General features: G+C 47.1%; 14 protein-coding genes. All 14 read right to left on the bottom strand.

Annotated features, from left to right (window positions below):
* Positions 1-36: 36 nt before the first annotated feature.
* Positions 37-1,299 carry a tetratricopeptide repeat protein gene (locus HMPREF2952_RS03655; RefSeq protein ID WP_070695286.1) on the bottom strand — a complete coding sequence of 421 codons (1,263 nt, stop codon included), beginning with the start codon at positions 1,297-1,299 and terminating at the stop codon, positions 37-39.
* A 58-nt stretch (positions 1,300-1,357) separates the two neighbouring features.
* Positions 1,358-2,275 carry an SEL1-like repeat protein gene (locus HMPREF2952_RS03650; protein WP_070695285.1) on the bottom strand — a complete coding sequence of 306 codons (918 nt, stop codon included), beginning with the start codon at positions 2,273-2,275 and terminating at the stop codon, positions 1,358-1,360.
* Positions 2,276-2,327: 52 nt separating this feature from the next.
* Positions 2,328-2,816, bottom strand: coding sequence for a group II truncated hemoglobin (locus tag HMPREF2952_RS03645; protein ID WP_070695284.1), 489 nt, complete (start codon positions 2,814-2,816; stop codon positions 2,328-2,330).
* A gap of 116 nt (positions 2,817-2,932) precedes the next feature.
* A complete protein-coding gene (gene mraY, locus HMPREF2952_RS03640) occupies positions 2,933-4,015 on the bottom strand; it encodes a phospho-N-acetylmuramoyl-pentapeptide-transferase (RefSeq protein ID WP_070695283.1) in 1,083 nt (360 codons plus the stop codon).
* Positions 4,016-4,116: 101 nt separating this feature from the next.
* Positions 4,117-4,266, bottom strand: coding sequence for a hypothetical protein (locus HMPREF2952_RS11320; protein ID WP_049335337.1), 150 nt, complete (start codon positions 4,264-4,266; stop codon positions 4,117-4,119).
* A gap of 442 nt (positions 4,267-4,708) precedes the next feature.
* Positions 4,709-6,076 carry a UDP-N-acetylmuramoyl-tripeptide--D-alanyl-D-alanine ligase gene (murF, locus tag HMPREF2952_RS03630; RefSeq protein WP_004518890.1) on the bottom strand — a complete coding sequence of 456 codons (1,368 nt, stop codon included), beginning with the start codon at positions 6,074-6,076 and terminating at the stop codon, positions 4,709-4,711.
* The gene (locus HMPREF2952_RS03625; protein WP_004518891.1) at positions 6,073-6,585 is read right to left on the bottom strand and encodes a hypothetical protein; all 513 of its coding nucleotides are present in this window, start codon (positions 6,583-6,585) and stop codon (positions 6,073-6,075) included. Before HMPREF2952_RS03625 ends, murF begins: the two co-directional genes overlap by 4 nt.
* 21 nt (positions 6,586-6,606) lie before the next feature.
* Positions 6,607-7,461: a hypothetical protein gene (locus HMPREF2952_RS03620; RefSeq protein WP_004518892.1), complete on the bottom strand. Its 855-nt coding sequence runs from the start codon at positions 7,459-7,461 to the stop codon at positions 6,607-6,609.
* 24 nt (positions 7,462-7,485) lie between these two features.
* On the bottom strand, positions 7,486-8,007 hold the full coding sequence (locus HMPREF2952_RS03615) for a M23 family metallopeptidase (RefSeq protein WP_049335339.1): 522 nt from the start codon (positions 8,005-8,007) through the stop codon (positions 7,486-7,488).
* 180 nt (positions 8,008-8,187) lie between these two features.
* Positions 8,188-9,666 carry a UDP-N-acetylmuramoyl-L-alanyl-D-glutamate--2,6-diaminopimelate ligase gene (locus HMPREF2952_RS03610; protein ID WP_070695282.1) on the bottom strand — a complete coding sequence of 493 codons (1,479 nt, stop codon included), beginning with the start codon at positions 9,664-9,666 and terminating at the stop codon, positions 8,188-8,190.
* Positions 9,667-9,692: 26 nt separating this feature from the next.
* Positions 9,693-11,441, bottom strand: coding sequence for a peptidoglycan D,D-transpeptidase PBP2 (locus tag HMPREF2952_RS03605; RefSeq protein ID WP_004518895.1), 1,749 nt, complete (start codon positions 11,439-11,441; stop codon positions 9,693-9,695).
* A 74-nt stretch (positions 11,442-11,515) separates the two neighbouring features.
* Complete coding sequence (gene ftsL / locus HMPREF2952_RS03600; RefSeq protein ID WP_003681879.1) at positions 11,516-11,779, bottom strand: cell division protein FtsL; 264 nt, start codon at positions 11,777-11,779, stop codon at positions 11,516-11,518.
* Positions 11,780-11,841: 62 nt separating this feature from the next.
* Complete coding sequence (gene rsmH / locus HMPREF2952_RS03595) at positions 11,842-12,804, bottom strand: 16S rRNA (cytosine(1402)-N(4))-methyltransferase RsmH (protein ID WP_004518896.1); 963 nt, start codon at positions 12,802-12,804, stop codon at positions 11,842-11,844.
* On the bottom strand, positions 12,801-13,256 hold the full coding sequence (mraZ, locus tag HMPREF2952_RS03590) for a division/cell wall cluster transcriptional repressor MraZ (RefSeq protein ID WP_039861849.1): 456 nt from the start codon (positions 13,254-13,256) through the stop codon (positions 12,801-12,803). Before mraZ ends, rsmH begins: the two co-directional genes overlap by 4 nt.
* Positions 13,257-13,394: the final 138 nt, after the last annotated feature.

The raw sequence follows: 13,394 nt of genomic DNA, 5'->3' as shown, positions 1-13,394 counted from the left end.
TGTCCTAAGTTTTTCAGACGGCCTTTGAATAAGGATTCAATATCCTTTCTGATTCAATTCTCGGTAAGCATCGCAACCTCGTTGCAATCCATTATCACAAGCCTTACCAAACCAATCTTTGGCAATCTTATAATTCTGACGAACACCTTCTCCGTTGGCATACATCACACCAAAATTATATTGGGCTTCTGCATATCCTTGCTCTGCCGCCTTACGATACCAATGCACTGCCTGTGCATCATCTTGACGAACTCCTTGCCCTTGATCATACATTATACCCAAATTGAATTGCGCTTGAGCAACACCTTGTTCTGCAGCCTTGTGATACCACCTCACCGCCTGTACATCATTTTGACGAATTCCTTGCCCATTGGCATACATTACACCCAAATTATATTGGGCTTTAGCATGCCCTTGTTCTGCCGCCCTGCCAAACCACTGCACTGCCTGTGCATTGTCTTGACGGACTCCTTGCCCTTGAAGGTACATCATGCCCAAATTAAATTGAGCTTGAGCATCTCCCTGCTCTGCTGCCTTTCTGTACCACTTAATCGCCTCTACATAATCTTGACGTACACCTTCCCCACTCGCATACATATCGCCTAAATTATATTGTGCATCTACATTCCCTTGTTCCGCAGCTTTACGATACCATCCTATAGCCTGTATGTAATCCTGATGCACTCCTTCCCCGTTAGCATATGCCACACCTAAATTATACTGACCTATGGCATCTCCATGACCAGCCGCTCTACGAAACCATTTCAACGCCTGCTCATAGTCTTTGCTAACACCTTGCCCATTAGCATACAGCATACCCAAATTTAACTGAGCATCTGTATTTTCCTGATTCGCAGCCCTATAAAACCATTCTGCAGCCTGAGCATAGTCTTGACTAACACCTTGCCCATTTTGATACAGCATACCCAAATTATTTTGGGCTCCAGTATCACCCTGTTCGGCAGCCTTACGATACCATTCTGCCGCCTGTACATAATCTTGACCAACACCCTGCCCTAGCTGATACATTACACCCAAGTTAAATTGAGCTTGAGCATTCTCTTGCTCTGCTGCCTTACGAAACCACTGCACTGCTAGCCTGTTGTCTTGACTAATACCCTGTCCATTCGCATACATTGCTCCAATACTTAATTGAGCTTCTGGATCTCCTTGCTCCGCAGCTCTCAACATATTCTTAAAATCCGGAATACTTTCAGCTAAAGCTGCCTGTCCTAACCCAAAGCAAGCCATCACACCCATTATTATTTTTTTCACCGAAACCTTCATTTTAAAATCCATTACATTCAAATTATTATTTCTGTTTTATCCTAATTTTTCAGACGGCTTTTAAAAAGATTCAATACCCTGTCTGATCCAATTTTTGATAAGCATCACAGCCCTGTTGCGATCCATTATGGCATGCCTTGCTAAACCATTCTTTAGCAACAGATTGATTTTGAGGAACACCTTGTCCGTAATGATACATAACACCTAAATTATATTGGGCCTCAGAATTTCCTTGCTCCGCTGCTTTACGATACCAATATAAGGCCTGCTTATCATCTTGACGAACACCAAATCCATTATGATAAGCCACGCCAAGATCTGATTGAGCTTTGATATTTTCTTGATCTGCTGCACGATGTAGCCATAGCACCGCCTGTTTAAAATCTTTTTGCACGCCTAAACCATGCATATACCTTGTAGCCACAGTATATTGTGCTTGATTATCTCCCTGCTCCGCCGCCTTTCGATACCATTGGAACGCCTTCTCAGGAGCTTTACCGACACCTAATCCGTTATCATACATAATGGCTAAATTGTATTGGGCATCAAGATACCCTTGTTCTGCCGCCTTTTCATACCATTGAGCTGCTTGATCATAATCTTGTTCAATGCCTTTACCAAAAAAATAGATTGTTCCTAAATCATACTGGGCTTTAGCAAAGCCTTGTGCAGCAGCTTTTTGAAACCAATATTTGGCTTGCTCATAATCTTGGGCAACACCTTGTCCCTTATAATACAATCCCCCTAGATTGCTCTGCGCATCCACGTCCCCTTGCTCTGCTGCTCTACGGAACCAATGTTCTGCCTGTTTATAATCTTTGGTAGCCCCTTTCCCCAAGTAATACATCAAACCTAAATTAAATTGGGATGCAGCATTCCCTTGTTTGGCTTCTTGCTCTGTTTCTGCAAAATTTGGGATATCACTTGCATTAGCCATCTGTCCGAATCCAAACAAAGCAACTGCTATTTTTCTTAACCAATTTTTCATTTTACATTCTCTCTTATATTCTTTAATGTCATAGCAGCATTTTCAAACAGACTTAATCTGCAAATCCCTCAAAAAATCCGTTTACACCGTAGCTACTCAAAATCTGCTGCAATTCCGATGCGCGCACCCAAGGATCAACCGCCATTGGAGGCATAGGCGGTTCGACACCGTCTTCGTTTTGATTACGACACCAATCTGCCATCGCAAAAACTTGGATTAACACCGGTTCGGCAAGTGCTTTGTCGATGTCCAGTTCGCTCATGGCTTGGGCAAAACAAGCTATCCATTCGTTGCGGACTTGTACGTTGACGGCAAAAGGCATATGGCGGGCACGCAGTTGGGGATGGCCGTATTTTTCAACAAAGAGTTGCGGTCCGCCAAGCCAGCCGCTGAAAAATTCGTAGAGCTTTTCGCGTATCAGGGTCATGTCTTCGCCGTGCATTTGGCGCAAGGCTTGATATTTCGGCTCAAGTTCCATTAAGTCGTAGAAACGGTCGGTCAGGGTGCGGATGCCGGTTGCACCGCCGAAAGATTGGTACATGTTTGGGGACTTTCTGTGTGGATTATTGCGGGATTTGTTTTTGAAATAGAGGATTCAGGCAAGCATACTTACCTTACATAATGGCCGTCTGAAACTTTCAGACGGCCTTTGGAGATTTAGCGGATTTTGAGGGTACTCAAACCAATCAGCACCAAGACGATGGTAATAATCCAGAAACGGACGACAACTTGGGTTTCTTTCCAGCCTTTTTGTTCGTAATGGTGATGAATCGGTGCCATCAGGAAGATGCGTTTTTTGGTGCGTTTATACCAACCGACCTGCAACATAACGGAAATGGCTTCGACAACAAACAGGCCGCCCATGATGACGAGGACAAATTCTTGACGGATGATGACGGCAACGGTACCGAGTGCTGCTCCAAGCGCGAGCGCGCCAACGTCGCCCATAAAGACTTGTGCCGGATAGGCGTTAAACCACAAAAAGCCGAGACACGCGCCGCACATAGCGGTACAGAAAATCACCACTTCGTTTGCGCCGGCAACGTAAGGTAATTGCAGGTATTGGGCAAATTGGGAGTGGCCGCTGGCATAAGCAAAAATGGCAAGACCGGCTGCAACAAGTACAACGGGGAATGCGGCCAGACCGTCCAAACCGTCGGTCAGGTTAACGGCATTGGATGTGCCGACGATGGTCAGGTAGGACAATACCAAGAAGCCGACTACACCAAGCGGCAAGGCAACTTGTTTGAAGAAGGGAACAATCAGGATATTGTTGGCAGAGTTTGTCGCAAGGTAGAACAACGCCAAACCGGCGATGATGGCAACGCTGGACTGCCACACCATTTTAAATTTGGCAGACACGCCGTTAGGATCTTTATAAACCACTTTACGCCAGTCGTCGTAAAAACCGAGTGCGCCGGTAGCAAGCAAGACGCCTAAGAGAATCCAGATATAAGGATTTGCCCAGTTACCCCACAAGATTGTGGACACGGTAATGGCGGTCAAAATCAGCGAGCCGCCCATGGTTGGCGTACCGTTTTTGATCAGGTGGGTTTGAGGGCCGTCGGTACGGACGGCTTGGCCGACTTTAAGCGCAGTCAGCTTGCGGATGGTCCACGGACCAAGCAATAGGGAAAACGCCAGAGCAGTCAAAGCCGCCATCACGGCGCGGAATGTGGTGTATTGAAAAATATTCAGGCCGGTTAACCAGTTACTGAAATGTGGGAGCCATAAAAACATGGGGCTTCCTTTTTTGTTTTTGTTGTTACAGCGGGCTTATTGCCCAATTAAAAATAAATCGGTATGCCGTCTGAAATTTCAGACGGCCTTATTGAGTAAGATTATTTCTCTACCACGCAAATCGGATAGTTTCCAGGATTCTTTCCGCCTCCTAAGTCCAAACAGGTATCTTCATAGATAAATGCCTGTACTTTCATTCCAGCATAAAACGCGGCAATCAGCAAACCAGTCAATAGTAAAATCTTTTTCATATTTCAGACGGCCTTCTTAAGTTTTATTTTCTTGGGTCTGAAAATAATCCTTGGGATGTAAGCAAAACAAGCTGTAACAAATTGCAGCGCGAATAATGACATCCAACAATGGAAACCCGATTCTAGGGGAAACCAAATAACCGACCATATTGTAGACGATATACAGTATACAGCCATAACCTACGCGCCCAATCCTTACCTCTCCATAATCCAACAGCACTAACCAGCATCAATATCACTTGCACAAGCAAATGAAAATTTCCTAACCAAAATTCAAACCAACCCCAACGTCCTCTTGTGCTTTCGTATGCTTCGCTTATTGTCTCAAATCCTACATCTTTGATGTACTGCCACACTGCAACCGGCCATAAAACTGCTGCCACTACCATCATCCCAACGATAACCTGCAACAGTATAGGCCGTTTCCTTTTCTGTTCCATTTTCAGACAACCTCTTTATCCGTCAGTGCCTCGACCACTTCTTCCATCTTCATAAAGCGTGATCCCTTGACCAATACAGTAGCGCGTTCAGGCAAATCGTGGCTCAACACTTGAATCAGCGGATCTTTGTCAGCAAACCACAAACCTTCCGCGCCAAACGTTTCCGCTGCTTCAACGCTGTTGTCGCCGACAAAATATGCGGCCTCGATGCCTTTATCCCGTGCATACGCGCCAACTTCGGCGTGCATGGCGGCGGCTTCGTCCTCACCCAATTCGCCCATGTCGCCCATCACAAAAATACGCGGCGCAGGCATAGCAGCGAGCACATCAATGGCGGCTTTCATACTGTCGGGGTTGGCATTATAAGTATCGTCAATCAAAGTCGCGCCTTTAATGCCTTGCTTGATATTCAGACGACCTTTGATATTACTGAAATTTTTCAGGCCGTCTGAAACTTCGGCAAGGCTCAAACCTGCCGCCAAAGCCAGAGCAGCCGCCGCTACGGCATTATGCACATTGTGACGGCCGGGGACTGGCAACACCACGGCAACACGTTCATTGCCACGCACCAAATCAAATTCGCAGGACAACGGTTTCAACTCAATATTTTCTGCATGGACATCGCCACTGGCAACGCCGAAAGTCTGAGCATTCAATTGCGCAGTAGCAGCTTCAAATGTAGCGATATTGGCATCTTCGCACGGAATCAGCGCAATGCCGTCTGAAAGCAAACCTTCGTAGATTTCACTTTTTGCTTTAGCAATATCGCCGACGCCATCAAAACCGCAACCGACATGCGCGCGCAAAGCGTTATTAACCAGAGCAACATTCGGACCGGCAATTTGGGTCAGCAAAGACAATTCGCCAAAATGGTTCATACCCATTTCAATGACGGAGTAGCGGTGTTTTTCGTTCAGTTTCAACAAAGTCAGCGGCAGGCCGATATGATTGTTAAAATTGCCGGCAGTCGCCAACACAGCTTCATTACCGAATCGATGACGCAATACGCAGGCCAACATCTCTTTAACCGTCGTTTTACCGGAAGAGCCGGTAATGCCAAAGACAAACGGATTCACATTTTCACGCCACGCCTTCGCCAGTTTTTGCAAAGCCGCAAGCGTATCGTCAACCTTCAATGCGCCTTTCAAAGCCGCACAATCTTCGCGCGAAACCACAACTGCCGTTGCCCCTGCTGCCAAAACATCTTCAACAAAGTCATGCGCGTCAAAGCGCTCTCCGGCAAGCGCGAAAAATACGTCGCCTTCCTGAATATCGCGGCTGTCTGTAACAATACGCGAAACGGGTTGATTTTCAGACGGCACCGGAAGGCCGAGCGTTTGACAGATGAAATTTAGGTCTAGTGGTTTCATGATTGTGTTTCTTGTCCTTGTTCTACTTGTTCTAACGGTTCCACATTTTTATCCGTATTTTGGGAAACCATTTTTAAATGACGATAATTACGTCCTGCCAGCACAATAAAAAGAATAGCGGCAAAATTTACACCGACAGAAAGCTTATTTACCGTAAGGCTGAACCATAGTTTCAATACACTATCTATATAAAATACAAAAGAAAATACATCGCTTGCAAAAGCAATTTGCAATAAGCATGGCATGTACACATATGTCATTCTCTTAAAACCGACTTCACGGAATTTAAACGCATTCCATGCTGCAGACAACGCCAACATACCCAAAATGAAAAGTAAAATCCCAAAAAACACAGCCCATGCTATGCTGTTAATCAGTCCTTGCACACTCTGAATTGATGCCAGAATCAACCAAACCACGCCCTGCACAAAAGTCAGCCATGCCATAAATTTGCCGCTTTTGGGCAATTTTTTATATTCAGGAAATGTATTGGAAAACCAACTTTTCATACTACAAATCACTTTCTCTTATCAACTGCCGATTTTCCCGTACTGCTGGTAATCGGAAAAACACAATACAATGGTTTCACCGTTTTGGCGGTAGGGGTGGCAAAGGCTGTAATTGCCATCTTTTGCCTCATAACGTATTTCATTTGTTTGTCCAGCAAATACCCTCTGCAAGTATTCACGCTCGCTCAGATTTGGGGCATAAAGATATTGCGTTTTGCTGATTGTTTCTTTATTGCCATTCCGAGTAACGACAAAACCATTATCATCGCCTACTCCCCGAGCATTGGGTGCCTGCTCATCAATCCCACTTAACTGGGAATCAGCTGAGAAAGCCAAATAAACCTGTTTATTACCGATCGTATCCGGCACAATCACTGTAGCTGCTTTAAAGGCAGAATCTTCCTTCGACATCAGCTCAAGGATTAACGCTGCTTTTTTAATATACGCAAAATCAAAACGATAATCTGCCAATGCATTGATTTGCGATGGATTATCCTTGACGATACGCTCTAGAGATTGAGTCAAAATCTGACGTTTTTTCTGAACAGTCAGATAATTTCCGCCAAATAACAGGGCTGCTAAAACGGGAAATACTGCCAACAACAAATATAAGGTTTTTCGGCCACCTTTGCTTTCTTCCTCTTGTCCTCGCTCGGCAATACGGGTCAAATTCAGCATGATGTTCAGTATCAAGGCACCCGCCATCACGGCAAAAATCCCCAAAATACTCATCAGGAAAATTTCCGTAATGTATTCGCGGAACACCTTAAGCCCGAAAACATTGGATAGAATCAGAACAAATACCCAGTACACCAGCAGCACAACTGCCACCATACCGACGATATTCGTTGCCTTAACCAATTTCTTTGCGTTCATACTCTCAAATCTTGTTCAGACGGCCTATCTGTTCTGATTAATCAGCGGATACGGATTCACCGCGCCGTTCGGCAGATATACACCGTAATGCAGGTGGGCCGGTGTGGTTCTGGCATTGCCGGTTTTACCGACATAGCCGATGACCTGTCCTTCTTTTACTCGTTCATACAGGCGGATACGGGCAAATTTATTGAGGTGGGCATAGTAATGCCACGCACCCGGCCCTTGAATACCGATAACTTTACCGCCCAATCGGTTGCGCCCGATTTTGGTGACGATACCGGGCGTGGTACTGCGTATCGGCGTGTTTTTCTTAGCAAAAATATCCACACCTTCATGCCTTCGCCCCTGACTGCGCGCTGCGCCCCAAGTGTCGTCAAAACGCTTGCCTTTAACGGGATTCGGCAGGCTTTGCTCGACCGGAGGCTGTTGCGCCCTCAACTGCTCGATTTCGGCAGTAGGACGCGGAAGTTGTTTGGTTGTACAGCCTGCAAATAAAACTACGGCTGCACTGATTAATAAGGTTTTTGTCGGCATTTTCAGCATCAAATCGGTCTCCTTGTTGTTCAGACGGCCTTATTAAAAAGTCTTCCGAAACAAACAACTGTGATGGGTTTAATGGCTGACGTGCCGTAATGCGTGTGTCGTATTGCTTTTATTGTATATGTTTAAATCTTTTTCAGACGGCCTTAAGGTTTCGGGCCGTCTGAACATTTGCGATATGGCTTAACCGCGCTCTGCCAATGCTTTTTCTGCGATTTCAAAATCGGAGAAATGATGCTTCACGCCTTGTACATCCTGATAGTTTTCATGCCCTTTACCAGCAATCAGAATGATGTCGTTAGCGGCAGCCTGCTCAACCGCATAACGGATGGCAACGGCACGATCAACTTCGACACGTTCAGGATTAGATACAGCAGGCAAAATATCGTTGATGATGTCTTGAGGATTTTCCAAGCGCGGGTTATCGCTGGTAACCACTACTTTATCGGCACCCTGAACTGCTGCCGCACCCATCAATGGGCGTTTGCCGCAGTCTCGGTTGCCGCCGCAGCCGAATACGCACCACAAAGCCGCGCCCTGCGGTTTGATTTCCTGCAAAGTGGAGAGTGCTTTTTCCAGTGCATCCGGCGTGTGGGCATAATCGACAACGACCAAAGGTTTGCCGCTGTTCATAATGCAATCCATGCGGCCTGAAGCGGGACGGATTTTTGCCAGTACTTCCAATACTTTATCAATCGGATAACCGTTGGCACAAAGCAAGGCGATGCAGGCAGCGAGGTTTTGCGCGTTGAATCGTCCGAGCAGACGGGTACGGCATTTTCCTTCGCCCCATGGTGTTTGGAATACGGCTTCCATGCCGTCTGAAGAAGCGGTGAAATCGGTAATGCGGATATCGGCTTGCTCGCTGAAACCATAGCCATAAACGGCTAAATCGGGACAGTCTTTTTTCAGACGGCCTGCGAGTTCTGCACCGTATTCATCATCGACATTGATGATGGCGTGTTGCAGACCATGCCAGTAGAACAGGCGCGATTTGATGGCACCATAGGCTTCCATGGTGCCGTGATAGTCGAGATGGTCGCGGGTGAGATTGGTAAAGATTGCGCTGCGAAACGGCACGCCGTTGACGCGCGATTGGTCAAGGCCGTGGCTGGAAACTTCCATCGCGGCGGCTGTTGCGCCTTGCTGGCGGAAGCGGTAGAGCAGGGTTTGGACATCGACAGGAGCAGGTGTGGTATGTGTGGTTTCTTCCAATGTGCCCCAAAAGCCGTTGCCGACTGTGCCGATAATGGCGGTTTTTTCGCCCAACAGATCGGCAGCTTGCGCCAGCCATTGTGTGATAGAGGTTTTGCCGTTGGTACCGGTTACGCCCCAAACTTTAAGGCTGTCTGAAACATTACCGTAAACCTGCGCCGCCAACATACCGGCGCGATGTTTCAGATCTTTAATGCCTTGATTAGGAACGTTCCATTCGGGATTCCATGTAAATTTGCCGTCATCATCCCAAAAAACAAAGGTTGCACCGTTGGCAATGGCGGCAGGAATATAGCTGCGGCCGTCTGTATATTCGCCCTGACAGGCAACGAAAATGTCACCCTGTTTAATTTGTCGGCTGTCTGAATGCAACAAACGCCCTGCTGCGTTTTCACACAGCAGAGGCGGAAAGTTGGTTTCAGCCAAGGGGGTTAACTTGCTGAACATAAACAATATCTCTTTGATTGTTTGGATTATGACGGTACTTTGACGGTAGCGGTATTACTTAAAGGCTTGGTCGGGGAAACACCCAAGATGTTCAAGCTTCCGCTCATGACTTCTTTGAATACGGGACCGGCAACCACGCCGCCGTAATAGCCGTTGGCAGTCGGTTCGTCAATGGTAACGGCCACAATAACGCGTGGATTTTTAGCCGGAGCAAAACCGATGAACGTACCGACGTGTTTGTTGTCCACATAGCGGCCATTAACCAGTTTACGCGCCGTACCGGTTTTCGCACCTACATCGAAACCATCAACAGCACCGGCAGTACCGGTACCGCCGGCTTCAGTAACGGAAACCATCAACTCGCGCACTTTTTTCGCAGTAGAGGCTTTGATGACGCGCTTGCCTTTAGGTGCAACCGCTTGTTTTTCAAAGCTGACCGGCAACAATTCGCCGTCATGGGTCAAGACAGTATAGGCACGAGCCAATTGCAACAGGCTTAATTGCAGGCCATAACCGAAAGACATGGTTGCCTGTTCGATTTTTTGCCATCTGCGCCAGCTTCTCAACAAACCTGCAGTCTCGCCAGGAAAGCCTGAATGCATGCGCACGCCCACACCTAAATCATGATAGAAATCGTACATTTCTTTAGGCGTAAACATGGCAGAAAGTTTACTGGTACCGACGTTGGAAGATTTTTGCATAATGCCGCGCACATCCAAAGTAGGATAAACGTGGGTATCTTGTACGGTAGCCGGACCGATTTTGTAAGGCAGGGTATTGAACGTATCGGTTGCATCCACTTTACCGGAATCCAATGCTTTGGCAATGGTAAACGGTTTCATTGCAGAACCGGGTTCAATCATATCGGTTACGGCGCGGTTACGGCGCTGTTCGCTATTGGCTTGACCCGGTTGATTCGGATCGTAAGCAGGGCTGTTGACCAAAGCCAAAATTTCGCCGGTTTGCGCATCCAATACCACAACCGTACCCGCTTTGGCTTTGTGATAAGCCACAGCCTTGTTCAACTCGTCATAAGCCAGCGTTTGAATACGCTGATCCAAAGACAAAATCATGTCTTGGCCATTTTTAGGCACGCTGTTGCGTGGAGAGTCGAGGCTGTCAACGATATTACCTTTGTTGTCACGCAATACGACTTTCGCACCATCTTCACCGCGCAGACTGTCTTCACGGGAAAGCTCCAAGCCCTCTTGACCTTTGCCGTCGATATTGGTAAAACCGATAACATGCGCAAACAGATTGCCCATCGGGTAATGGCGTTTCAATTCTTTTTGGAATGCGATACCTTTAATGCCCAATGCTTTGATTTCTTCTGCTTTCTCGTAGCTGAGTTGACGTTTCAGATAGATAAAGCCTTTGTCTTTTTTAGACAATTTATTTTTCAAAACTTCAACAGGCACATCGGCAATGGCCGACAGTTTTTCTAACTGCTCGTCAGTCGGCATTTCCTCCATGCCGGAAGGCATGGCATACAATGATTCGGTAGGCGCACTCAACGCCAATGTAGCACCATTGCGGTCGGTAATCATACCGCGTGATGCAGGCAGCGGAAGTGTGCGCACAAAACGTTGGTCGCCCTGATTTTTCAAAAACTCATGCTGACTGGTTTGCAGATAAACCCCGCGCACCAACAGACCGGTAAATGCCAGCGCAACGGCACCCAGCACCAAACCAATACGTCCGTTACTTGTCAGCGGTTTTTTTGTTTTTGTGGTTCCAGACAGCATTTGAGGTTTATATTCGTTCTTAATTAACATGTTGGACTTCTCATGACTTAGCTGCTCAGTGAGCTATTAATTCCCGTAAACACCTTGAAAACAAGGCTATATTCTTATTTTTTGCGTTCCAGCATAGCCGTATTATGCGCACCCGGCGGAAGCAGATGTTGCTTTTCGGCCGCCACTTTAATCAGTTTGTGGTTTGCCAATCTTGCTTGCTCCAGTTTCAAGCGCGCGTAATCCTGTTCCAACTGAATTTCCCGCTTTTGCGCCTTATCCAACTCGATAAAGTGCAAGCGCGACTGGTTTTGCTTAAACACTACGGCAAAGGCAGAAACCGTCACCAAAACCAGTAATAAAATATTCAACTTACCCATTTCAAACTTTCAGACGGCCTGTCAACAGAAACATCCCTTGCGACAATGCCGAAACGCTTTCCCTAGTCAACAACCGAAAATTCGCCGCTGCTGCGCTCCGCCACACGCAAAACTGCACTGCGCGCACGCGGATTGGTTTCAGTCTCTGTCGAACCCGGTTTGATTGCTTTGCCCACAGCCTTCAAAGGCGGTTGAGGCAAATCCGCTTCCTTGACCACCGCCCAACGGGGCAAAGGCGCATGTTGCGAATATTTTTTAATAAACTGCTTCACAATTCTGTCTTCCAGCGAATGGAACGCAATGACGGCCAAGCGTCCACCCTCTTTCAGACGGCCTGCAACCTGCGGCAAAACTGCCTCTACCTCTTCGAGCTCGCGGTTAATAAAGATGCGAACTGCTTGGAAGGTGCGCGTAGCAGGGTCTTGTCCGCGCTCACGAGTACGGACGTTTTGCGCCACAAGCTGCGCCAGCTTGCGGGTTGTATCGATGGGACTCTCCTCACGTTGCGCAACAATGGCGCGCGCAATCTGGCGACTAAACCGCTCTTCACCATAATTCTTAATTACCTCGTGTAAATCCTGTTCGGATGCGGTTGCAATCCATTCTGCCGCAGACATCCCGCGAGTCGGATCCATCCGCATATCCAACGGCGCATCAAAGCGGAAACTGAATCCGCGGCTGCCATCGTCAATTTGCGGCGACGAAATCCCCAAATCAAAAAGCGCACCGTCAATCTTATCGATGCCCAATTCATCCAAGGCCGTCTGAAATGTTTCAAAACCATTGTGTACGACACTGACACGTTTATCTTGCACCGCCAGCTCATTGGCTACCGCAATCGCCTCAGGGTCTTTGTCAAAAACAACCAAACGACCCTGCTTGCCCAAACGCGACAAAATCAGCCGGGAATGCCCTCCCCTGCCGAACGTACCGTCCACATAAATCCCATCTTCACGGATTGCCAACGCATCCACCGCCTCATGCAACAAGACAGTAACATGCTGATAATTTTCAACTTTACTCACAATTGCAAATCCGTTTGACTCAATTGGAAAGCCAATTCATCAGGATCGATATCCAAAGCCTGATTCATTTCCTCTTCCCAATGTTCGCGGCCCCACAACTCCATACGGTTTGCACGGCCAACCAAAGTAACTTCTTTTTCAAAATCTACGCGTTTGCGCAGATTGGCCGGAATCAAAACGCGTCCGGCGCTATCCCACTCCAAAATCTCCGCATTGTGCAGCAGCAAATTCTGATACCGTTGCAAAGCTTCATTGCCGGCCACTTTCAACTTCAAAATCTGCTCGGCTTTTTCTTCCCAAACGGGCTCGGGGTACATCAATAATTTTTTTCGGGAATCCAGTGTGACCACAATTGCAGGCGTATAACGGCGCAGCAAAATATCGCGGAATTTGGCAGGAATCGCCAACCGCCCTTTACTGTCCATACTCAATTCATGAGCACCGCCAAACACATTACACCCCAAATTCGATTAAAATAAAACTAGAGTGGGATTAAAAATCCCACCTTCCTAAAATATTTCGTCTTCACTTCTACGGAACACTTTTTAGGAAAAAGTAACCACTTTCACCCACTATGCCCCACCAACCGA

This window comes from Neisseria sp. HMSC068C12, from assembly GCF_001814095.1.
Classification (GTDB): domain Bacteria; phylum Pseudomonadota; class Gammaproteobacteria; order Burkholderiales; family Neisseriaceae; genus Neisseria; species Neisseria perflava.
Note: the sequence above shows the minus strand (reverse complement) of the source record. Positions and strands in the feature narration are given on the sequence as shown.

What these genes read in the sequence shown, in the direction of transcription:
- HMPREF2952_RS03650 (WP_070695285.1), bottom strand. Translation starts at nt 2,275, where the DNA reads ATGAAAAATTGGTTAAGAAAAATAGCAGTTGCTTTGTTTGGATTCGGA.
- HMPREF2952_RS03615 (WP_049335339.1), bottom strand. Translation starts at nt 8,007, where the DNA reads ATGCTGAAAATGCCGACAAAAACCTTATTAATCAGTGCAGCCGTAGTT.
- ftsL (WP_003681879.1), bottom strand. Translation starts at nt 11,779, where the DNA reads ATGGGTAAGTTGAATATTTTATTACTGGTTTTGGTGACGGTTTCTGCC.
- HMPREF2952_RS03620 (WP_004518892.1), bottom strand. Translation starts at nt 7,461, where the DNA reads ATGAACGCAAAGAAATTGGTTAAGGCAACGAATATCGTCGGTATGGTG.
- murF (WP_004518890.1), bottom strand. Translation starts at nt 6,076, where the DNA reads ATGAAACCACTAGACCTAAATTTCATCTGTCAAACGCTCGGCCTTCCG.
- HMPREF2952_RS03610 (WP_070695282.1), bottom strand. Translation starts at nt 9,666, where the DNA reads ATGTTCAGCAAGTTAACCCCCTTGGCTGAAACCAACTTTCCGCCTCTG.
- HMPREF2952_RS03625 (WP_004518891.1), bottom strand. Translation starts at nt 6,585, where the DNA reads ATGAAAAGTTGGTTTTCCAATACATTTCCTGAATATAAAAAATTGCCC.
- HMPREF2952_RS03655 (WP_070695286.1), bottom strand. Translation starts at nt 1,299, where the DNA reads ATGGATTTTAAAATGAAGGTTTCGGTGAAAAAAATAATAATGGGTGTG.
- mraY (WP_070695283.1), bottom strand. Translation starts at nt 4,015, where the DNA reads ATGTTTTTATGGCTCCCACATTTCAGTAACTGGTTAACCGGCCTGAAT.
- HMPREF2952_RS03645 (WP_070695284.1), bottom strand. Translation starts at nt 2,816, where the DNA reads ATGTACCAATCTTTCGGCGGTGCAACCGGCATCCGCACCCTGACCGAC.
- HMPREF2952_RS11320 (WP_049335337.1), bottom strand. Translation starts at nt 4,266, where the DNA reads ATGAAAAAGATTTTACTATTGACTGGTTTGCTGATTGCCGCGTTTTAT.
- HMPREF2952_RS03605 (WP_004518895.1), bottom strand. Translation starts at nt 11,441, where the DNA reads ATGTTAATTAAGAACGAATATAAACCTCAAATGCTGTCTGGAACCACA.